Genomic DNA, 22430 nt, shown 5'->3' with positions numbered 1-22430 from the left:
CAGCCGCCGCTAAACTTCTTCGAGTTAGGGTCAACGCCGATCACGCTCCAAGTCGTAAATTACTTTTTCGAGATACCAGTGATATGTTTTACCAGGATGTATCTGTTGCTGCTGGCTCACTAGATTTGAAGCAGCAGTACTGTCTCCCTGCAACATCGCCAAAAGTCTTGAATAAGTTTCGTAATCTCTGAGTTCATCTATGCCGTGTTCCACGTTGTAAATAACTTTCGCCAGATACCAGTTGTCATGCCTGCCTGGGAAGAATTGGCGTTGTTGCCACAATAATTGTTTGGCTGTTGAGACATCGCCTTGTAGCAGTTGTAAAAGTTGAGCTTGTAGTTGGCGATTTCTCGGATTGGTGAGATAGGTATGAGAATATCTGGCTTGTTTCTCAGTAGAGGGCTTAGGTTTTTGGTGCTTATATTTTGTGAGTAATCAATACATATAAATACCAGTAACATAACAATTGTTTTGATAAACCAGTAAGCTAGAATTTCCATAAAATGAGTTGGTGATGCAACTCTTTCCAGCATCTACGGGTATCCCCATTGCGAGCATCAGGGGATATCCGTATTTGTTTTTAAAGCTACTTGAGTGATTCATAAGCACACCTAGAATAATTTGATTACTTTGCTCGCGCCTCTACAAGTGATTGCCTTTCATGGAGTGGGAATTATTAGGGAAGGCGGATCTAAGCTGCGAACTTGATCCGCCGTGTAGCTAACAAACGAGGAAAATTTAATGAGTAAAAAATATCGACTTGGCTACCCTGAAGACAGGGCAGGCTTGAGCGATGACGATGTTGTGTCTGCTCCTGGGGGTTTATGTTTTGGCATGTCAGACATGGTTAAGATGAACTCGCTGATGACGGCTATCATTAGTTGGACTACGGCTGGCAGATTTCCTCCCCCTGAACACAAATGGTTTACGGAAGAAGGTTTTAGGTGCGAAGTCTTGAGAGCGAGTGGCGGAGGGTGGATGAAAGGCAGATTCAGATTTCGGTTAGAGTTTATCCCTGACGAACCAGCACTACCCCCGCAGAAAGACCCAAACTCACCCACTTGATGATTTACGGACAAATTTAGACATATAACCATGCTCATAATTTGATTACTTGGCGATCGCACCAACGCAACCGCCACAAATAAAGCCGTCTACCCGCGAAATCGGTTAGACGGCTTTATTCTTCCTCTGAAAAAGATTCACTTACTTCTGATAGAACCGCTTGCAGATTTTGCATTTCTTCTGCAAGTTTTTTGCTCTCTTGTAGGCTGAACTCTAGTTGTCTCTGCTGAGATTCGATAAGGATTAAACAAGCTTTATGTAGTTCATTCAGCCTACGCCGGATTCCCCCAGGAGTTGTTTGTCCTCCAGGAGTAGTCCATGTTCTAGTTTTATCTGTCCCCTCGCTATTTGAATAAAAAAATTGTGTTCGGGTCAGTCCCAGTTGAGAGGCTTTCTCTCTCAGCAACTCCCAATCGTCCGCCGACATCCTCAGAGTGGCATTTACTGTTTTGTTGACCGTTGACTGGTTGTGGTTTTCTCCCATTTGGTATCGCCATATAGTTGACCCCTTAATTATTGCACGTGTAACAGAACGGTAGATGCACGTGCGTTACAAGAAAGCTGCTTGACTCTTGTCTTTGCACGTGCAATAAATAATAGCATAGTCCATCACGTTCAGAGGATTGCAACACTCAAAACAAACCAGTAGAGATAGCAGCCTACCGCCAATGAGGCACAGAAAGACCTGCCCGCGCTGAGTGAAACCTTTTTTTTGTACCCGATACCCAAACCCCAAACCATCGCAGAGATAGCGGCCTGCAAGCACTGAGCCAACGAAAGACCTGCTAGGGGTGAACAGTCAACAGTCAACTAGCACTAGCAAATGGAAGACAGACAAATTTACGAACTTGTTAACACCGAAACAGAAGAGGTTGAAGCAGAGCAGTGGATGAGTATTTCTGATGCAAAGAGTCGCAATGACGAGCTAAGGGGGAAAACAACGAACCTTACCGATGGGTAAGGCAAGAACCGAGCGAATAGCAAAGACCTGCTAGGGGTAAACAGTGAACAGTCAACAGTCAACAGTTAACAGCATGAGCAAACCAACTCTCGTCCACATTCAAGAATCTGAATTTGAAATCGTTCTCAACGTAGACAGCATCAACTATGTCGGAAAAATGGGGACAAACGTATTCATTCACTTCAACGGCGAATGCGACAAATTAGCGTTACGGGGAAGTGCAGGAGAAGCAGTTTGGAAGCTGATACGCGGCTCCAGCGTAACCATTTACCAAGCACCACAAGACAACAAAAACGCCGAAACCCTTACAGCAAAGGATTCCGGCGGACAACCTAACAACCTTTTTGGACTTGATAAGTAAATCTCAACCACTAGTATTCCCAAACAATTAACCAACAATGAGCGAACAAGACACCATTAACAAACCTTCAACAAACGGTAAAACCTCCCACATTGCACCGAGAAAAGGTAAACAAAGGCAGTGGAAGGATTTAACAGTTGACCCACTATCAGAGGGGTTTGATAGTCATATCGCCGAATATGTCGTTGGTAAAGCTCCAGTGACATGGGTAACTTTAGAAGCGGGACAATTATTCAGCCGTACCAAATCGGGTAAGAATCTTTACGTCAAGCTTAATGATGGTCGTGCTGTCAGCTTAGATACCCGTCAGCCAATCGAATTTAAACCGTCCATTCGCCAAACTACCCAGGTTTGTTGGTAACAAGCTTTAACTCAATCACAGCATCAAAAGGAGATTTTTAAGGGGCAACCGCATCTACCCTAAAGTGCGATCGCCCCAACTTCAGATGTCAAAACAAACATCCACCTGGAGAAATTATGGACTACTTACACAACGAAATCAACCGCGTCGGCTTCCCAGAAGGACAATTGTTAGGCAATGGTGCATCAGCCGAAGAATGCGCCGAAATTTCAGCAGCCTATCACCAAGGCAAACCAATGCCAGCGAGTGATAACCCCGTTATCAACCGGATAACAGAACGCTTAGTGAAAACCAGTGGTTACGGGCAGAACCAAGGAAGTGAACAGCATGGAAGCCAGCAGTCTGTCTCCTGAGTTCTACGAGATGCAAGCCGCACTTGCCGCCAACGAACTCGACTTTGAACTTCACCTCTCAGCCTGTGAAGCCGAAGCCAAAAGTGTAATCAACGGGAGTTTGAGCCAATGCCACAAGCAGAAACTCAACCACAGCAATCAACCAACTCAGTTATAACCTCAACGAAATTCTCGACGCATTCAGCTAACACCCAGCCCCTACTTTGGGGCTTTCCTCCATGAACAGTGAAAAACCAAGGTCTTATTTAAATGAAGCAATGCTGGCGCTGATGATCATGTTTTTGATGATTCCCTTTGCTGCACTAACCTTAAAAGCTGCTGTTGAAATAGTTAGGAGTGACCAATGTCCGATGACCAACAAAAAATAGTAGTTGAAATTCCCTCAGAGCGTGGTTACTCCCCAGTCCCCATTCCCCACTCTCAACCCAACAAACTGGAGGAATTTAAGCGGGGGTGGATAAACGCTGTTGCACTGCCCGACAACTTGAGTGATTTAATTTTTGATATCACCACATCAATTACCATCCCCGCCTTAATTAGCAGCTGCTGGTCAGTACTGCCACTACCAGGATTTATCAGAGTTGGTGGATTACTAGCTTTAGCAGTATCAGCTCTGGTGCTATGGCAGATGCTGTCCTTTGCAGAGATTCGGGGAATTTTGGTATTTCGGCTGATACTAGTCGCTGTTGGGGTAGTAGTGGGATTATGAGCGAACTGCACCCATCACAAGTACATTCGTACCTACAGCTTTACCAGCGTTCCAATTGGACATCATGGTGTGGTTTAATAACATCGATGCTAATTCTGTGTGCAGCGATCGACGCACAAAGACAGTCAAAGCCCTGGCTGATTGGTTGTGCGTCAGCTGCTTTAACTGTGGGCAGAAACCAACGCCAAACAGCCAAACAGTTGCAGCAGGCACTAGGAGATTTTGACCAAGCATCACGAGCTAATTTTCTGGGTTGGGTACGGACTAAAACTCAACCCACTGCACAGTTAGCGGTGACAATTGCCAATGATGCCGACTGGACACCTGCCAACCTGATTACAGATCCAGTGGAATACATCCAGAAAAAACAAAAACACGTTGCCTTAGTCGGGGGTACTGGTGATGGCAAGTCAACTTTCACCCAGTACCTGTCCTCCAAAATCGGTGGCAGGGTCGTAGTTTATGATTCTGATGCCAAACCGGATGATTGGAGTTGGCTAGATCAAAAAGATGTCATTGGGCGGAAGGGGAATTTTAAAGCCATTGATACCGCAATGGGCAACGACTTAACCACCTTAGAAGAATTAGTAGAGTTGCGTGGTGATGGGGGAGATAACGCGATTATTGGGCGCGATCGCTTTCTCATTGCTGAGGAATTTCCGCTGTTAGTAGATGAATGCGACAATGCAGCCCGATGGTTTAAGAAACACCTCAAGCGGGGACGGCGTTATAAGCAGTTCGTTTTGGCGATCGCCCAGAATGACACCGCCGAAAACTATGGCTTGCAAGGGGACAAGGAAACCTTGTACAGCTGCTGCTGTCTGGTGCGTTTGGGACAGTTCGCCCGTGACTATGCCCGAACAGTTCTCAAAAATCCACAACTTGAGCAGTGGTTGAAAGCTGGTGGTAAAAAGCGGTTCATGGTCGATGATGTCCCTTGCGAACTGGATTTGGAGCAACTGGAGTATGGGCAGTGGTGCAGTGGCGCAAATCTCCGGCGGGAGTGTTGATGAGGTGCAATCACTAATGTCTTCCCTCAATGAATATGAGCAAATTATTGTGAATTGGGGACAAACCAATCCAGGAGTAGTTTTAAAAGCGCGAATACTTCAGCAAGCCAGCCCCCCTTTTAAAAAGATGCCGCCAGATGACATCAGAATTTTGTTTGCATCCCTAGCAGATCGGCTCATCGGTGAAGTGGTTGGTGATGGTGACAGGTTGGGCTGGAGGTGGTCACAGTAATGTCTACACCTTGTCTACAGTTCGTCAACACTTTATCTACACCGCATTTCAACCAATTTACTGTGCAATTCACCAATACTGCGACTATGCCAGTACCCAGCCCAACAGTTCATTAGGTGTAGGTCAAAAATTCGTCTACAGCCTCTACAATTTTTCAGCCCCGAAAAATCGGCTGTAGACGCTGAAATCCCCACCAGAAAAGCACTGTAGCGATTGTAGACAAAATTTCGGGGATGCCAAAAAGTGCGAAATGATCGCGTTTTTGATGCTACAGAATCGCGATCGCACTGGTGAAAGTTTTACGCCCACAGTTTAGCCCAAACAAATTAAGTAGAGATGAGTGAATGCCCAATTGGTTTAATTTGTGAAAACTTCGAGGAGGGCTGTCGCTACTACTGCGAATCATTAGCCCGTCCGTGGCCGCTGCCATTTTTTTGATTGGTATTTCATCAATCCCAAATGGAGAAAAGAATGCGGTTTTGTAGTGCAATTGCCCGGCTATCAAGAAGCAGAGAATGAATGGGAGGAGACATTTGTAGACCGCCACAACGATTGGGTTAACAGCATCAGAGACGAGCTTTTGGCTTGCGGGGTGGTGGAGAGCTATCGCTCTGCCTTACAAAGCACACCCTGATGGGGGACTAGAAGTAACTCAAGAATTGCTGCTTGACAATACAGTGACATTTTCTACCCCTTGGATTTCTAAAGGGGTTATTTACGCACCTCCACACTGGGAAGCATTCATTCCACCCGTGCCAGTAGATGGCTGGCCTCATGATAGTTGTTGGACTGAGTACATCGAAGCTGATGGATTTTACACAGATTGGGTCATCTATTGGCCTAGTGATTTTGAGGTTACCAGGGACTACGACTATGAATAATAGCAACGATGAGTTTCCTGACATAACTTTTTGGTATCGAAGCTGTTTATGTTCCACGCGAAAAAATTTTATTTGGAACTTTTAAAGACCCTCGTATTCAGCATTTTAAATAAATCCACCTTGTTTCCACCCGAAATGATGTGAAGAAAAATCGACAGTTTACAAGGTTACTATGATTGGTTCGATTTATTAATTGGTGATTTCAATAGATGCGAGTGCGAGGAGTGTTTGAAATCAAGTAATGAGCGCCTGGAAGCAATCAACGAATTAATTGCAGACTTTGATGAAGATAGAATTCCGTATTGGATTTTGCCATAATCATGGACATTGATAAACGAATCAGGGAAGCTAACGGACGGCTGAGAGCCAACAATTATGGTATTACCATTGAACAGCTAGGGGGACAGATTCATCTACGGGCAACACTTCCACCCAAACCAAACTCTGGTAAAACTGGCTGGCATCAACAAAGAATAAGCATTGCCCCTGCCAATGCAGATGGAGTTAAAATCGCCGAAAAAGAAGCCAAAATACTAAGAGTTCGACTAGCTACTAGAACATTTGATTGGGCTGATCACACAGCCTTTTCCGTTGGTGCAAATCAAAACATTGGTCAATTAATTGAAGACTTTAAAAAAGATTATTTTCAACGCCGTTCCGAAAATTTCAAATCACAATCAACATGGAAGATTGAATATGCCTCAGTTTTCAAAATACTAGATTCCAGCAGTCAGCTAACGGCTGAAATGTTGAAACAGGTCATCTTATCAACTCAACCGGACACAAGAACCCGTAAAAGATTCTGTCAAACCCTGGGGGCATTAGCTAAATTTGCCGGAATCGATTTTGACCCCAGCCCGTACGCAGGTAATTACAGCCCCAAAAGCAGACAACCGAGAGATTTACCAAATGACGAATTAATAGTTGAGTGGTATTACAAAATTCAGGACGTTAGGTGGCAATGGGTTTATGGCATTTTGGCGACTTATGGGTTGAGGAATCATGAGGTGTTCTTCCTTGACCTAAAGGCGTTGAGAGCCGGAAATCAGGTGTTAAGTGTACTTCAAGGTAAAACTGGTTATCGAAACATTTGGCCTTTTCACCCAGAATGGTTTGACCAGTTCGGATTGCAGAATGTCAAAATTCCTAACATCAACTGCGATCGCGCCAACTCAGACATCGGCGCAACCGTCAGCCAGAGACTGAGACGAAACGACGGCATTCCCTTTAAGGTCTATGATTTGCGCCATTGCTGGGCAGTCAGAACGCTTGAGTATGGCATTGATATTTCTCTGGCAGCGCAACAGATGGGGCATAGCCTAGCTGTACACAGCAACCTTTACCACACCTGGATACAGGCGAAGCACCACCAACGGGCGTTTGAGTTGGCCTTGAGTAAAACCGATAGACCAAAGCCACCAAAAATATAAGTTCATGATTGTTTACAAAAAAATAACCAGCAAGACCCTTGCTGGCTTTTTGTGCTATAAAAGTATACCAATCCTGTCTCTTAATCTATTGGTTGCGGGTTCAAATCCCTCGTCACCCACTGCTTTGAGAATTTTTACATTACAAAAATAGTAAAAAACAGGTAATAGGTGACAGAGTAAAAAGTTCTTTGTTATCTAACACCAAATTGATATAAAGAACCATATAATTAGCCTGCAAAGGCAGCCTTTGTTTGTATAGACCCAGACTTTCAAGGGCTAGATGCTGACGCATTAGGCGTAAAAGTTTTTGTTCACCTAAACCAATTCAAAATCTCAAATACTAAATTGTATTAGACGTTTCTTTGACAGATTGAATCCATGATGCAGAGAAAATTAGGCAAGGATTGATATTGTAAACATAGGTAAGATAATTTAGTGACAATTTCATTGAAATCCTAAATTAAAAAATCAAAATTATTGGTGAGAAATTGGTGATATATGGGAACAATAATATTTAAACGTCTTTAGGGTTTGGTGGTATGTTAGCAGTTTCTGGATATCAATTTAGTGAAGTACTCTACGATGGCTTGAGAACACTGGTTTATCGTGGATATCGAGAAATTGATCACAAACCTGTAGTAATTAAACTGCTGAAAAACCCTTATCCAAGTTTTAATGAACTAGTGCAGTTTCGCAATCAATACACGATCGCTAAAAATTTACATAAACCTGGAATTATTGAAACCTATAGCCTGGAACCTTATCAAAATGGCTATGCGATTGTGATGGAAGATATGGGGGGAATTGCGCTCAAGGATTATTTGACTGCGAGAAAACGGCAATCTCCTGAGTTTTTGCAAGAGTTTTTAGAAATAGCGATCGCTCTGTGCATTATATTAGATACACTCTATCGTGATGGCATCATCCATAAAGATATTAAACCCAGCAATATTGTCATTAATCCCAATACCAAACAAGTAAAAATCATTGATTTTAGTATTGCATCTTTATTACCTAAAGAAACTCAAACGCTGATTAATCCTCATGTATTAGAAGGCACATTGGCGTACATTTCTCCAGAACAAACTGGGAGGATGAATCGTTTAATTGATTACCGGACTGATTTTTATTCCTTGGGTGTCACTTTCTATGAATTATTGACTGGAGAATTACCTTTTAAATCAAACGATGTTATAGAATTGTTGCATTGTCATATTGCCAAAATTCCCCCAGAATTAGTTAACATTGCAGAAATTCCCCAGGTAGTTTCCGAGATTGTCATGAAACTGATGGCGAAAAATGCCGAAGACCGATATCAAAGTGCATTGGGAATCAAATATGATTTAGAAAATTGCTTAACTCAACTCCAAGCAACGGGTAGGATTGAAAGTTTTAAAATTGCCCAAAGGGATGTGTGCGATCGCTTTATCATTCCGGAAAAACTGTATGGACGTGAACTAGAAGTTGAAATTCTGTTAACAGCATTTGATCGCGTTGCTAATGGTGCAACAGAAATTATGCTAGTGGCAGGTTTTTCAGGAATTGGTAAAACTGCGGTTGTGAATGAAGTTCATAAACCAATTGTCAAACAACGCGGCTATTGTATTAAAGGTAAATTTGACCAATTTAACCGGAATATTCCTTTTTCAGCGTTTGTCCAGGCTTTTCGGGATTTAATGGGACAATTACTCACCGAAAGCGATAAGAAAATTCAACAATGGCAGCATACAATTACTGAGGAATTAGGAGAAAATGCCCAGGTAATTATTGAAGTCATCCCGGAATTAGAACTAATTATTGGTAAACAGCCACCTGCACCAGAATTATCAGGTAGTGCAGCCCAAAATAGATTTAATTTGCTCTTCCAAAAATTTATTAAACTATTCACCGCCTCAGAACATCCATTGGTAATATTTTTGGATGATTTACAATGGATTGATTCTGCCTCATTAAAACTGATGCAATCGTTAATGAGTGAGGCACATCCTGAATATCTACTTCTGATTGGGGCTTATCGAGATAATGAAGTTTCGGTGGCACATCATTTAATCTTAGCGTTAGATGAAATTGCTAAAAATGGCACTAAAATTAATAAATTCACCCTCAAACCCCTGGATAAATTAGAATTAAATCAGTTAGTAGCTGATACCTTAGTTTGTTCCGAAACTTTAGCCTTACCTATTTCACAATTAATTTATCAAAAAACTCAAGGAAATCCATTTTTTACAACACAATTCCTCAAAGCATTACACCAAGATAAGCTCATTTATTTTAATTATGAGCAAGGATATTGGGAATGTGACATAGCAGCCATTAATCAGCGATCGCTCACTAATAATGTTGTTGAATTTATGGCACTACAACTCCAAAAATTGCCAGAAACAACACAAGATATTTTAAAATTAGCTGCTTGCATCGGCAACCAATTTGATTTAGCAACCTTAGCGATTGTTTCGCAACAATCACAACCAGAAACCGCAACATCTTTGTGGAGTGCTTTAAAAGCAGGTTTAATTTTGCCCCAAAGTGATGTTTACAAGTTTTTCATCAGTTCAGATCATCAAAATATTAATCAAAATACTTCTGAAATTATCACCTATAAATTTTTACACGATCGCATTCAACAAGCAGCCTATTCATTAATACCTGAAGAACACAAACAACGTACCCATTTGCATATCGGGCAATTGTTGTTAAACAATACTCCTCAAAATCAACGAGAAGAGAAAATTTTTGCCATTGTTAATCAACTGAACTGGGGAATTAAATTACTGGCGACAGCCGAACAGCGAGATGAACTCGCACATTTAAATCTCAATGCAGCCCAGAAAGCCAAAGCATCAACAGCATATAGCGCAGCTTGGGAATACTGTACATTTAGCCTACAACTTTTACCCGAAAACAGTTGGCAATATCAATATGAATTTACTTTAAAAATATATGAAACAGCCATAGAAGCTGCTTATCTCAGTGGTAATTTTCCAGAAATGGAAAGGTTAGCAGAAGTTTTATTGCAACAAGCCAAGACAATTCTTGACACAATCACAGTTTATGAAGTTAAAACTCAAGCCTTAATGGCCCAGAATCAAGCCTTAGTAGCGATAAAAATGGTACTGAAAGTTCTACAATTATTAGATGTAGAATTTCCCGAAAATCCAACACCTAGTGATATTGGTGTGGCATTACAAGAGACACAATTATCTTATCAAAATCAAGAAATCGAGTCATTAATTAATTTACCATTAATGACTGATCCAGTACAATTAGCGATTTTACGCCTGATATCGAGCATTTTACCGGCAGCTTTTCTCACATCTCCTATTCTTTATGTTTTACTAACATTTAAAGAAGTAAAAATCTCAGTAGAATCTGGCAATCATGCCATTTCTACCCATAGTTATGGCTGTTATGCAGCAATTCTGTCTGGTGGAATGGGAGATACAGAAACTGGTTATAAATTTGGTCAACTTGCTTTAGATTTATTATACAAACTGAATGCTAAAGAACTACAATGTAAAGTTCATTCTCTCTTTTATGGATTTATTAAACATTGGCAAGATGCTCTGGTTACAACTTTAAAACCTCTGCGAGAAGCTTATACTGTTGGACTAGAAACTGGAGATTTTCAGTTTGCCGGATATGCCGTAGTTTTATCTTGTAAATTTGCATATTTTACCGGGCTAAACAAGGAATTATCAGAACTACAACAAGAAGGATTAGCTTTTCATGATTCTCTGCATCAAGTCAAGCAAACCACCTCTCTATATTATTTGCAAATGTTGCAACAGGCACTACATGCTTGCCAAATTGGTAGGAGTTCATCACCATACTTACAAGGAGAGTTTTTTGATGAACAAATTATTTTACCCCAGTATATAGAATCAAATGATCGCTTGGGTTTATTCTATCTCCATTTTCATAAATTATTTTTAAATTATTTATTTGAAGACTACCACCAAGCAATTATTGATGCTGCTGCAACAGAACAATATCTAGATGGGGCTGTTGGGTTCCCTTATATTCCTCTCTTTTATTTTTATGATTCTCTGGCACACATAGCGGTGTACAAACAAAAGCCACATCTGGAATTAGATGAGTTACTCAAAAAAAATAGCTGAAAATCAGCAAAAGATGAAAAATTGGGCTAATAAAGCACCGATGAATTATCTACATAAATTTGAATTAGTGGCGGCTGAATGTCATCAGTTACTTAATAATCACTGGGAAGCAATAGAAAGTTATGATCGGGCAATTGTGGGAGCTAAAAACAATGGCTATATCCGCGAAGCTGCACTGGCAAATGAACTTTTAGCTAGATTTTATCTGAAGTTGAATAAAGAAAATGCTGCCCAAGGATATATGCAAGCAGCATACTACGGCTATGCACGCTGGGGAGCAAAAGCTAAAACAAATGACTTAGAAAAACGCTATTCGCAACTCCTCAAACCCATTCAACAACAGCAAAGACTCAACTTCAATCCATTAGAAACTATTGCCACCATTGCTCAAACATCTACTAGTAACAGTACTAATATTACTGATGCTATAGATTTTGCATCTGTCCTCAAAGCTGCTCAAACTATTTCTGGCACAATTGAATTAGATGAACTTGTCGCCAGCTTAACTGAAATTATTTTAGAAAATTCTGGTGCGAAAAAAGCAGTACTAATTCTCCCGGCAGAAAATGGTATTTGGCAAGTCAAAGCAATTACTAAAATTAATCATCAAGCAAGTTCTCCAGGGAAAACAGAAACTAAAATTAACCCTCAATCAATAGAGACTTGCCCCGATATTCCGTCCACGTTGATTAATTATGTCAAAAATACTCAAAAGACAATTGTTATTGATAATTGTAAAACAGATATTCCTGGCATAATTGGGGAATACATGCAAACAGTCAAGCCCGCTAGTGTATTAAGTAAGCCAATTATTTATCATGGGCATTTAGTTGGTATTGTCTATTTAGAAAATAAACTGACAAGTGGTGTATTTCATAGCGAACGCCTGGAAGTTGTCCAAATGTTATCAGCCCAAGCGGCGATTTCTTTAGAAAATGCCCGTCTGTATCGAGAATCCCAAGAAAAAGCCCAACAACTACAACAAACTCTCCAGCAGCAACAAACTTTATTTGAGGTGGTAACGCAGATTCGACAATCTTTAAATTTAGAGGCAATTTTCCGCGCCGTTACCCAAAATATCCGCCAAATTCTCCATACTGATCGAGTGGGAATTTATCAGTTTCACCTAGAGACGAATTATGAATATGGTGAATTTATCGCCGAGGATGTTTTACCCTCATTTACTTCGGCTTTAGCGGTAAAAGTTCAAGATCATTGTTTTGGAGAACAATTTGCTACCTTATATAAACAAGGGCGCTATTGTGCCATTGATGATATCAACACAGATGCAGTACTGGATTGTCATCGAGAAATTTTAGTGCAGTTCCAAGTTAAAGCATCGTTGGTAGTACCAATTATGCAAGATGATGAACTTTGGGGTTTACTCTGCATTCATCAATGCGATCGCCCACGTAATTGGCAACCTTTTGAAATTCAATTTGCCCAACAAGTTGGCGTACAAATGGGAGTTGCCCTCAAGCAAGCAGATTTATTAATTGAAACGCAAAAGCAAGCCACCGAACTCGAACAAACCCTCCAACATCTCCAGCATACTCAACTGCAATTAGTCCAACATGAAAAAATGTCTGCCTTGGGTAATTTAGTTTCTGGAATAGCACATGAAATGAATAATCCTTTAGGGTTTATTTCTGCTAGTTTAGAACAAACTAAACCGATGTTGGCAGATATTATTCAACATTTAAACATGTACCAAGAAAGTTCAAATACTCCCAATCCAAGTATCATTAAACATGCCAAAGAAATAGATTTAGATTACACACTAAAAGACATCCCACAGATGATTTCTGCTATGATTTTGGCTTGCGATCGCTTAAAAAACATCAGCACCAGTTTACGTACTTTCTCCCGTGCCGATAAAGATTGCAAAGTCTTATGCAATATTCATGAAGGTATCGACAGTACAATTTTAATTCTCAAACATCGTCTCAAAGCTAATAACCAACGTCCTGCCATTGTTGTGATTACTGATTATGGCGACTTGCCCAATATTGAATGCTTCCCTGGGCAGTTAAACCAAGTATTTATGAATATTTTGGCAAATGCGATTGATGCTTTAGATGAATCAAATGTTGGGCGGAAGTTTGCAGAAATTGAATCCAACCCCAATCAAATTAAAATTAAAACTTCTGTGGTGGAGCAGCAAGTAATCATCTCAATTGCTGACAATGCTCAGGGAATGACAGAAGAAGTCAGGCAAAAAATATTTGATCATTTATTTACTACCAAAGCAGTTGGTAAAGGTACAGGATTAGGATTAGCGATCGCCCGTCAAATTGTGGAAGAAACTCACAATGGCAAATTAATTTGTAACTCTGTGCTAGGTGAAGGTACAGAATTTATCTTGCAACTTCCTGTATAAAGTTTCCTCTACTTGTACAGAAGCATAATTGATTACCCGGAAATAATCTGAGAAATTCGCATAAATTCTCAGATCAACTGTGATATTTCTACATACTGTATGTGGTTATTTCCCAGGGTAAATTGATGAATATTATCTCTAAAACTAACAAAAATAATCGTCAGCGTTCGCGAAAATTGTTGACACTCACTGGTATAACAGCCCTTGTACTGACAGGCGGATTAGCAATTCAAAGTGCGAATGCCCAATGGTATCAATGGTCTCGTTTAACTGGTATTGTTTACACTCAAAGCAACATTCCAACTCCCAATGCTAACTCTATTCTTGGTTTTCGACGTGATGCTTTGGGTATGCTCACACCATTATCTACACCGTTTTTTCCAACTGGCGGTGCAGGTTTTCCTAATGCTTCCATTGTGGGAAGAGGCCCTTTTTTCATTACAGCCTTTGCTTCTGATCAAGAAGTGATTGTTAACCCTGAAAAAACGCGGCTGTTTGCGGTGAATTCAGGATCAAATACTATTGCTGTTTTTGATATCCATCAAGATGGTAGTCTTTCTCCTGTAGAAGGATCACCATTTCCTAGCGGTGGAGTTCAGCCAGTTAGTCTTGGTCTAGCTGGCGATATTTTAACTGTAGTTAATCAAAACTTATTACCGCAAATTCCTAGCCAGGAAGCCAGCGATTCTTTACCGAACTATACTACCTTCCGCGTCACTCCCAAGGGCAGACTGATTCCTATTCCAAATTCTACAGCTTCTGTTCCCAGAGGTTCTCTACCAACTCAAGCACTCATTTCTCCTAACAAACGTTTGCTTTTTGGTATGGACGGAGGGACTGGTTTATTGCGCTCTTATCAAATTCTTCCTAATGGTCGTCTGCAACAAAGCCCAAGCTCACCACAACAACTACCTCCAGCCGCATTTCCGCCCAATCCTATAGGTCTAACACTGGGGCTTCAAGTTCATCCCCGTCGACCAATTTTGTATGTAGGTTTTACACTCAGCAATCAATTGGGAGTCTACTCTTACGAGCCTGATGGAGATTTACACCTCCTGAGAACCGTACCTAATTCGGGTAGAGCAATTTGCTGGCTGGTAACTAATCGTGCTGGAACTCGTCTTTACACCACAAATCCTGGTGATAATAGTGTGACTGTCTATGATATCGGAAGAGACCCCAGCACACCAGTAGAAATTCAGAGGGTTGTACTCAGGGGTGAGATGGGTACTGGTACCGCTCAACTAGCTTTAGATTCTACAGAATCATTTCTGCACGTTGTTTCTCAACCAGCTATCAGCGTTGCGAATAACCGAATATCTGTGCTGAGAGTCAACCGATATGACGGAACTGTCACTGAAGTACCTTCTTCACCCCAATTAATACCCTCAGTAAATAATAGCTTTCCACAAGGAATTGTGGCTAATTAAAGTTAGGTTTTGTCTTGAGTAAAAACCCAAGGTTTGATGAGAAAGGCAGAAAGCAGGAGTAATAAACTTTTTAACCTGGAGTTTGAATTCTTACTTTTTGTATTTTCTGATAACACTTATATGGGCGTAAGCTCTACCTTCCCACGGGGTAAGACTGAACAGTTTTATCCCAGTTTTTGTATAACTTCTATTTTTAATTAATTTATCAGCGTAGTTTTAAGATATCAACTTCTTTGGTTAAAAATATTCTGATAGTTAAAGTAATAGAAAACTAATAATTTTAAATTTTTCTTCCTAAATATAGATTGACAATAAATAGAAGTTTAATTAAACATCTATTAAATTAACTTCAATTCTGAAATTAAAAGTCATTAATTTCATCATCAATTAATGACTTTAGTCACATACGAATGAAAAATTATTAGTGACTTTAGTCATATAAAAAAACAGTCCGTTTTAGCTGATAATAAAATGCAAACTTTAAATCTTCTGCTTATATAGTCACTATAAAGATAGTATAAGATTAGACAATTTAAAGTCCGAGCATCTAAGTGCTGGGACTTAGATAACTAGCTTGGTAGCCATTTTGGACAACGGACACAGTTATGAAACTTGATACATCAAACCCTGTAGATTCATCAGCTCTACCTTTAGAACAGAAACAGCGAAAAAAGTATAATTGGTTACTGTGGTTACTCATGCTCGGTCTGTTGGGTGGAATTGGCTATGGAGTTTATTATCGAGTGGCGGTAGTGCCGCGCCAAGAAGCTAGGCAAAAGATATTAACACAATCAGTAGAGAGACGAAATTTAGCGATCGCAGTTTCGGCTAATGGTACAGTCAAACCGGAACGCTCCATTAACGTTAGTCCGAAAAATTCGGGTGTACTCAAAACCTTGCTGGTTAAAGAAGGTGATTCGGTCAAAAAAGGACAAATTCTCGCTTATATGGATGATTCCAACCTGCGGGGTAGTTTAGTACAAGCCCAAGGACAGTTAGCCCAAGCCGAGGCCAATCTGCAAAAAGCCCAAGCCGGGAATCGTCCTCAAGATATCGCCCAAGCCCAAGCCCAACTCGACGAAGCCGAAGCAAATCTGCAAAAAGTCGAAGCCGGGAACCGTCCCCAAGATATTGCCCAAGCCCAAGCAAGGTTAAGAAGCGCCCAAGCCAGCTTAGTTCAAGCCGAGGATGATTTAAAGCGTAATCAACAGCTATATAACTCTGGGGCTATTTCCCTGCAAACAGTGATTCAAAAACGGTCAGCCCGTGACAGCGCCCAAGCCCAAGTTAATGAAGCGCAACAAGCATTAGCCTTACAACAAGCTGGTTCACGTTCAGAAGATATTCAACAAGCTAGGGCGACCGTGAAACAGCGACAAGAAGCTTTGGCATTACTAAAAGCCGGAAACCGCCCAGAAGATATTGACGTTGCTCGCGCTCAAGTTATTTCCGCTCGTGGTTCACTGCAAAACATTCAAGCGGATATCAACGACACTATTCTTCGCGCACCTTTTGATGGTGTGGTAACGCAAAAATTCGCTGATCCTGGCGCTTTCGTAACTCCCACAACTTCAGGTAGTTCTGTTTCTTCCGCCACTTCTTCTTCGATTTTGGCTTTAGCCTCGGTGAATCAAGTTGTCGCCAATTTATCAGAATCAAACATTGCCAAAATTCGCCTTGGTCAACCAGTGACAATTAAAGCTGATGCTTACCCAGGAAAGGTTTTTGAGGGGAAAGTCAGTCAAATTGCGGCGCAAGCAACCGTCGAGCAGAACGTGACTAGTTTTCAGGTGAAAGCCTCTCTCTCTGACCCAGAAAACCTACTCCGGTCAGGGATGAATGTCGATGCAGAATTTCAAGTTGGTGAGCTAGAAAATGCTTTAGTCGTCCCCACCGCCTCAGTTGTGCGCCGAGAAAGAGCCACAGGCGTGTATGTTTTAGGAGCGAATGATCAACCTGTATTCACCCGCATTGAAACTGGCGTGACTGTGAATAACTTTACAGAAGTGAAGTCTGGATTAACAGGTGATGAAAAAGTCTTGCTAAGTTTCCCGCCCGGTTCAAGACCCCAGTCAACGCCACGGGGAGGAGTATTTCCTGGTGTTGGTGGTGGCGGCGGCCGTTCTTCTGGTGGCGGTGGTCGTTCTCCTCGGTAATGTTGAAGGAGGGATAGGGGGGACAAGGGGGACAAAGGAGACAAGGGAGAGATATTTGTGAATTATTGAGGATTGCTAAATAAGCTTGTGGAAAAAAACAAAACTATGTGAAGAAAAGTTCGTTAAACTAAAACCCTCTTTCCTCCTGCCTCCTGCCTTTCCCAAACTACAAATATTTACGCCATTCTAAGTTAATATGCTTCAGAGTTTATCTAAAATTCCCAAAATTCAAAAAAGACCTAGTAAGTCTACAGTGCCGTTGACTGAAATCATATCAATGGCTGTAGAAACGCTGTGGAGTAATAAATTACGCACAGGGTTGACGATGCTAGGGGTGGTTATTGGTATTGCGTCTGTGATTGCGATTACTTCTGTTGGTCAAGGGGTGCAGAAAAGTGTTGAGAACCAAATTCAAGCACTAGGAACAGATGTATTGCAAGTTTTAGCGGGTGCAGCCAGGAGTGGAAATATCCGTCAAGGTGTGGGTTCTACCAGTACTTTAACTTGGGAAGATGCCAAAGCGATCGCTCAACAAGCACCATCAGCCGATTTGGTTTCAGCATATCTGCAAAGAAATGCTCAAGTAGTATATGGTGGCGAAAATACTTCCACCACAATCTACGGTACAGACTTAAATTATCCCGATGCACGCAATACTCATCCCCAAGAAGGGCGATTTTTCACCCAAGAAGAACTCGATTCTAGTAAGCAAGTGGCAGTGATTGGGCCGACAGTCAAAAGGACATTATTTGGCAATAGTACTCAAGTCATTGGTGAACAAATTCGGATTCAGGGAGAAACTTATGAAGTCATTGGCATTATGGAACCGAAAGGCGCTCAAGGGCCGATGGATAGAGATGACCAAATTTTTATTCCCTTAACTAGTATGTCGGGAAGATTAGTCGGAAATAATGCTTTAACTGGTGTTTCGGTAAATGGTATTTTAATCAAATCTAGTAATCAAGATAAGTTAGAAGCGGCGCAATTTCAAGTTACTAATATTTTGCGCTTGCGTCACGAAATCTATCCCCCCCAACCTGATGATTTTCGGATTACGAATCAAGCTGATATTGTTAGTACCTTTACTAATGTTGTCGGTTTATTTACGATTATGGTAGTAGCGATCGCCGGGATTTCTCTGGTAGTCGGTGGCATTGGTATTGCCAATATTATGCTAGTTTCTGTAGTAGAACGAACCAGAGAAATTGGCATTCGTAAAGCAGTCGGAGCAACTAATTCAGCGATTCTCAATCAATTTTTAGCTGAGGCGATCGTGATTTCTATTGTCGGTGGTGGTATTGGTATGGGCAGTGGTATTTTAATTGCCTTTGGCGCATCAAGTATTTTTAAATTTCCCTTTGTAATTTCTGTGGCATCAGTAATTGTGGGTTTTGGACTTTCGTTATTTGTTGGTTTAGTTGCTGGTGTAATTCCCGCTCGTAATGCTGCGAAATTAGACCCGATTACAGCTTTACGAAGTGATTAAATTCATTTTTTAAAATGAAAACTTCTACCGTGTCCGCTTTGTCTCCCTTGTCTTTTCTATTCATATATTAAATAAAATTACTCCATAACTAAGATTTTCACTCAGCACTCATTACTCAGCACTCAAAAATATGACTACAATGATTTGGATGGAATCTATCACAAAAACATACAAACTCGGAGAAATGAGTGTTCCGATTCTCAAAGGTATTCACTTATCAATTGAAGAGGGGGAATATGTTGCAATTATGGGTGCTTCAGGTTCGGGTAAATCGACACTCATGAACATTCTGGGATGTTTAGATAGACCTACCAATGGTAACTATATTTTTGAAGGCAGAAACTTAACTACTTTTGATGACGATGAATTAGCTTATATCCGCAATCAAAGGATAGGTTTTGTGTTTCAACAATTTAATTTATTGGCAAGAGCAACAGCACTAGAAAATGTAATGTTACCGATGGTTTATGCTAATTTACCCAAACGCAAACGTCGGGAAAGAGCTTTAGCAGCTTTAACAAGAGTAGGATTAGCTGAACGCATTCTCAACCGTCCGAGTCAACTTTCTGGAGGACAACAACAGCGAGTAGCGATCGCGCGTGCTTTAGTTAATCGACCAGCATTAGTTTTAGCAGATGAACCAACAGGTGCGTTAGATACAGAAACTTCTTATGAAGTTATGAATTTGCTCACAGAACTGAATGAGCAAGGTATCACAATTGTGATTGTGACCCATGAACCAGATATTGCGGCGCAAACGAAAAGAACTATTCGCGTCCAAGATGGTTTAATTGTTGGTTGAGTTGGGTAATTACAGCATAATTAACCGCAGATGTACGCGGATATCATTCACTCAGGTGATAGTCAGACAAAATTAAGTAATTTAAACTTATTAACTACTCCCCACTCCCTACTCCCTATTTTCAGTAACCCTTATGCTATCTTCTGTGCATTCTACCTGGATTTTTGTAGCGATCGCTCTGTTAATTTCTGCTGTACCAAAAAGCATCAACGCTCAAACTCCACCGCAGACAACACCACAAATTCCCACCACAAATTTAAATCCTAGTGCTAATCCGCTACAATTTCCCACTAAACCAGAAGAGGTGCAGATTCAAAAAACTGTACCTTTGAGTTTGTCACAGGCTTTAGAATTAGCCAGACGCAATAATCGTACTTTACAAGTCACAATTTTAGAGTTAGAACGCAGTCGTGCGGCACTGAGAGAATCTCAAGCGAGTTTGTTTCCTAGTCTTGATATTAATGGGAGTGTGACAAATAGTGGTAATGGCTTTAGTAGTAATGATTCTCAACCTAGTACTTCGTTTAACGGTACAGCACAACTGAATTATGACCTCTACACATCCGGTAATCGTCAAGCGGTTATCAAAGAAGCCGAAGAACAGTTACGCATAGATGAGTTAGATGTTGAAAACCAATCTAGAGAAATTGAACTAAATGTCAAAACTCAATATTACAATTTGCAGCAAGCTGATGAACAAGTCCGAATTAATCAATCTGCGGTAGCCAATGCTCAAGCCAGTTTACAAGATGCTCAAGCCAGAGAAAGAGCGGGTGTAGGGACAAGATTTGATGTACTACAAGCTCAGGTAAACTTGGCTAATGCTCAACAAGATTTAACTAATTCCCTATCAGACCAGCAAATTGCCCGTCGTCAGTTTGGGACATTGCTCAGTTTACCCCAGTTAGTAGATATTACAGCAGCAGATACAGTGGCATTAGCAGGTCTTTGGCAACCAACCTTAGAACAAACTATTATTGAAGCTTTTCAAAATCGCCCAGAATTGCGCCAACAAGTAGCCCAAAGAAACATTTACGAACAACAGCGACGACAGGCACTAGCGCAGGTAAGACCGCAAGTTAGTTTAGTAACAAGTTATAACTTACTCGATCGCTTTAATGATACTGCCAGCGTCACTGATGGTTATTCTATTGGACTGCAAGCCAGTACAAATTTATTTGATGGTGGAGCAGCTAGAGCTAGAGCGGCGCAAGCTAGAGCTAATATAGCGATCGCCGAAACTCAATTTGCCAATCAGCGTGACCAAATTCGCTTTAATGTTGAACAATACTACGCTCAACTACGTTCTAATTTAGATAATGTGCAGACTTCTAGTGTGGGTTTAGAACAAGCTAGAGAAGCACTAAACATCGCCAGAATTAGATATCAAGCTGGTGTTGGTACACAAACAGAAGTCATCGAAGCGGAAAATGACTTAACCAGAGCCGAAGGTAATCGAGTCACCGCAATTTTAGATTACAACCGGGCTTTAGCTAATCTCCAACGGACTGTGAGTGCAAGAACCTTGCCTTAGTGGTGCAGCAAGACTAAAGTAGTGCATAAACATAACTCTTGTGGGCTTCTAATACCATTTCACTAAAATTCTGATACAGATCCAAACCCAGAAACCCTTGTCAAGTCAGGATTTATCAATTGCGTTAGCGTAGCGGTAGCGAGCCTGCGATAGCGAAGCGTTAGCGAGGAACGAGCGTCGCGTCATTGCGAATTGTGAATTGGTATAACCTATCCGCTAAAGGTCAGCTTTTCATACCAAGCAAAATGTTGGAAAAAGCCATCAAACTAGATTACCGTCAACCGAATGCAGCAGATTCACTTCTGCCCCAACCTTCGGTGTTATCAAGCGCAGGTTGGCGGAATTTACACCTGGAGGTTTTTCAACAGCCTAAATTTGAAATTGCTGAACATCAACACACAACCCATGTGATTGCTTATGCGCCGACTTCTGCCAATTTACCTTTATGCTCCACCGGAGAACGGTGGTTAGACGGTAAGCTTTACCATGAAACACGCAAACAGGGAGATTGTGCAATCATTCCTGCTCAAATTTCCCACCGTTGTAACTGGAATACCTCAGTTGAGTTTATAGTTTTGGCAATTGAGCCTATTCTACTAAAGCAGATTGGTCAAGATTTAGTAGCAGCAGATCACATCGAACTTATCCCCCAGTGTATGAGTCAGTCTGATGCTTTAATTCAAGGCATTTTTATCACTTTAAGGCAGGAAGTAGAATTGAGTAAATTTGGTGGTGATTTGCTGATTGATAGTCTGCAAACAACATTAGCAATTCATCTATTACGCAACTACTGTGTTACCAAGCCTAAGCTCTCTAGTTATTCACAAGGTTTATCTCAATCCGCCTTACGACAAGTAACACAGTATATTCATGAGCATCTTCATCAGGATTTGAAATTAATTGAATTAAGCACCATCACCCAACTCAGCCCTTATTATTTTCTTCGGCTTTTTAAACAATCTATGGGAATTACACCCCACCAATATATTTTGCAATGTCGTCTTGAACAAGCCAAGTATTTATTACAAAGCAGCGAAATGAGTATTGCAGAGATTGCAGCCCGAACGGGTTTTTCTGACCAGAGCCATTTGACGAGGTGTTTCAAACGCAGGTTTGGTGTCACACCCAAACAACTACTGCAAGATTAACCACAAGATTTTA

At 41.0% G+C, this 22430-nt stretch carries 24 protein-coding genes; 22 read left to right on the top strand and 2 right to left on the bottom strand.

Annotated features, from left to right (window positions below; genetic code table 11):
* Positions 1 to 30: 30 nt before the first annotated feature.
* Positions 31 to 213 (bottom strand): hypothetical protein, encoded by a 183-nt coding sequence (locus ACX27_RS32875; RefSeq protein WP_200929948.1) that lies wholly within the window; start codon positions 211 to 213, stop codon positions 31 to 33.
* A gap of 528 nt (positions 214 to 741) precedes the next feature.
* On the opposite strand from ACX27_RS32875, the gene ACX27_RS14740 reads away from it, so the two are divergent.
* A complete protein-coding gene (locus ACX27_RS14740) occupies positions 742 to 1065 on the top strand; it encodes a KGK domain-containing protein (protein WP_062293783.1) in 324 nt (107 codons plus the stop codon).
* Between the two features lie 115 nt (positions 1066 to 1180).
* On the opposite strand, the gene ACX27_RS14735 is transcribed toward ACX27_RS14740, so the two are convergent.
* Complete coding sequence (locus ACX27_RS14735) at positions 1181 to 1549, bottom strand: hypothetical protein (protein ID WP_062291193.1); 369 nt, start codon at positions 1547 to 1549, stop codon at positions 1181 to 1183.
* A 339-nt stretch (positions 1550 to 1888) separates the two neighbouring features.
* Between ACX27_RS14735 and ACX27_RS32410 the strand changes: the two genes are divergently transcribed.
* From ACX27_RS32410 to ACX27_RS14660, 21 genes are all read left to right on the top strand, one after another.
* Positions 1889 to 2026 (top strand): hypothetical protein, encoded by a 138-nt coding sequence (locus ACX27_RS32410; RefSeq protein ID WP_158507384.1) that lies wholly within the window; start codon positions 1889 to 1891, stop codon positions 2024 to 2026.
* Between the two features lie 43 nt (positions 2027 to 2069).
* Positions 2070 to 2387: a hypothetical protein gene (locus ACX27_RS14730; protein WP_144427465.1), complete on the top strand. Its 318-nt coding sequence runs from the start codon at positions 2070 to 2072 to the stop codon at positions 2385 to 2387.
* Between the two features lie 37 nt (positions 2388 to 2424).
* Complete coding sequence (locus ACX27_RS14725; protein WP_235526568.1) at positions 2425 to 2748, top strand: hypothetical protein; 324 nt, start codon at positions 2425 to 2427, stop codon at positions 2746 to 2748.
* A 116-nt stretch (positions 2749 to 2864) separates the two neighbouring features.
* The gene (locus ACX27_RS14720; RefSeq protein WP_062291199.1) at positions 2865 to 3101 is read left to right on the top strand and encodes a hypothetical protein; all 237 of its coding nucleotides are present in this window, start codon (positions 2865 to 2867) and stop codon (positions 3099 to 3101) included.
* On the top strand, positions 3076 to 3258 hold the full coding sequence (locus ACX27_RS31730; RefSeq protein WP_144427464.1) for a hypothetical protein: 183 nt from the start codon (positions 3076 to 3078) through the stop codon (positions 3256 to 3258). The genes ACX27_RS14720 and ACX27_RS31730 overlap by 26 nt, the downstream gene beginning before the upstream one ends.
* A gap of 61 nt (positions 3259 to 3319) precedes the next feature.
* The gene (locus tag ACX27_RS32405) at positions 3320 to 3469 is read left to right on the top strand and encodes a hypothetical protein (RefSeq protein ID WP_158507361.1); all 150 of its coding nucleotides are present in this window, start codon (positions 3320 to 3322) and stop codon (positions 3467 to 3469) included.
* Complete coding sequence (locus tag ACX27_RS14715; RefSeq protein ID WP_062291206.1) at positions 3445 to 3810, top strand: hypothetical protein; 366 nt, start codon at positions 3445 to 3447, stop codon at positions 3808 to 3810. Before ACX27_RS32405 ends, ACX27_RS14715 begins: the two co-directional genes overlap by 25 nt.
* Positions 3807 to 4820, top strand: coding sequence for a type IV secretory system conjugative DNA transfer family protein (locus tag ACX27_RS14710; RefSeq protein ID WP_144427463.1), 1014 nt, complete (start codon positions 3807 to 3809; stop codon positions 4818 to 4820). The genes ACX27_RS14715 and ACX27_RS14710 overlap by 4 nt, the downstream gene beginning before the upstream one ends.
* Positions 4777 to 5052, top strand: coding sequence for a hypothetical protein (locus tag ACX27_RS14705; RefSeq protein ID WP_144427462.1), 276 nt, complete (start codon positions 4777 to 4779; stop codon positions 5050 to 5052). Before ACX27_RS14710 ends, ACX27_RS14705 begins: the two co-directional genes overlap by 44 nt.
* Positions 5018 to 5230, top strand: a complete 213-nt coding sequence (locus tag ACX27_RS31725) for a hypothetical protein (protein WP_144427461.1) — start codon at positions 5018 to 5020, stop codon at positions 5228 to 5230. Before ACX27_RS14705 ends, ACX27_RS31725 begins: the two co-directional genes overlap by 35 nt.
* Before the next feature lie 306 nt (positions 5231 to 5536).
* A complete protein-coding gene (locus ACX27_RS32400; protein ID WP_158507383.1) occupies positions 5537 to 5686 on the top strand; it encodes a hypothetical protein in 150 nt (49 codons plus the stop codon).
* A gap of 43 nt (positions 5687 to 5729) precedes the next feature.
* Positions 5730 to 5933, top strand: coding sequence for a hypothetical protein (locus tag ACX27_RS14700; RefSeq protein ID WP_062293771.1), 204 nt, complete (start codon positions 5730 to 5732; stop codon positions 5931 to 5933).
* 320 nt (positions 5934 to 6253) lie between these two features.
* Positions 6254 to 7363, top strand: a complete 1110-nt coding sequence (locus tag ACX27_RS14695) for a site-specific integrase (protein ID WP_062298240.1) — start codon at positions 6254 to 6256, stop codon at positions 7361 to 7363.
* Between the two features lie 539 nt (positions 7364 to 7902).
* Positions 7903 to 11481, top strand: a complete 3579-nt coding sequence (locus ACX27_RS33870; RefSeq protein ID WP_235526640.1) for an ATP-binding protein — start codon at positions 7903 to 7905, stop codon at positions 11479 to 11481.
* Positions 11456 to 13861 carry a GAF domain-containing sensor histidine kinase gene (locus ACX27_RS35985; protein WP_335337822.1) on the top strand — a complete coding sequence of 802 codons (2406 nt, stop codon included), beginning with the start codon at positions 11456 to 11458 and terminating at the stop codon, positions 13859 to 13861. The genes ACX27_RS33870 and ACX27_RS35985 overlap by 26 nt, the downstream gene beginning before the upstream one ends.
* A 125-nt stretch (positions 13862 to 13986) precedes the next feature.
* Positions 13987 to 15291, top strand: a complete 1305-nt coding sequence (locus ACX27_RS14685; RefSeq protein ID WP_083468906.1) for a lactonase family protein — start codon at positions 13987 to 13989, stop codon at positions 15289 to 15291.
* A gap of 605 nt (positions 15292 to 15896) precedes the next feature.
* On the top strand, positions 15897 to 17447 hold the full coding sequence (locus ACX27_RS14680; protein WP_062293765.1) for an efflux RND transporter periplasmic adaptor subunit: 1551 nt from the start codon (positions 15897 to 15899) through the stop codon (positions 17445 to 17447).
* A 196-nt stretch (positions 17448 to 17643) separates the two neighbouring features.
* Positions 17644 to 18933, top strand: a complete 1290-nt coding sequence (locus tag ACX27_RS14675; RefSeq protein WP_062293761.1) for an ABC transporter permease — start codon at positions 17644 to 17646, stop codon at positions 18931 to 18933.
* A 130-nt stretch (positions 18934 to 19063) separates the two neighbouring features.
* Positions 19064 to 19735, top strand: a complete 672-nt coding sequence (locus ACX27_RS14670) for an ABC transporter ATP-binding protein (protein WP_062293758.1) — start codon at positions 19064 to 19066, stop codon at positions 19733 to 19735.
* A gap of 133 nt (positions 19736 to 19868) precedes the next feature.
* Entirely contained in the window at positions 19869 to 21269 is a 1401-nt protein-coding gene (locus ACX27_RS14665; protein WP_062293755.1) for a TolC family protein, read from the top strand.
* A 245-nt stretch (positions 21270 to 21514) separates the two neighbouring features.
* The gene (locus ACX27_RS14660; protein WP_062293752.1) at positions 21515 to 22417 is read left to right on the top strand and encodes a helix-turn-helix domain-containing protein; all 903 of its coding nucleotides are present in this window, start codon (positions 21515 to 21517) and stop codon (positions 22415 to 22417) included.
* Positions 22418 to 22430: the final 13 nt, after the last annotated feature.

Origin of the sequence: Nostoc piscinale CENA21 (assembly GCF_001298445.1) — a bacterium.
Classification (GTDB): Bacteria; Cyanobacteriota; Cyanobacteriia; order Cyanobacteriales; family Nostocaceae; genus Nostoc_B; species Nostoc_B piscinale_A.
Note: the sequence above shows the minus strand (reverse complement) of the source record. Positions and strands in the feature narration are given on the sequence as shown.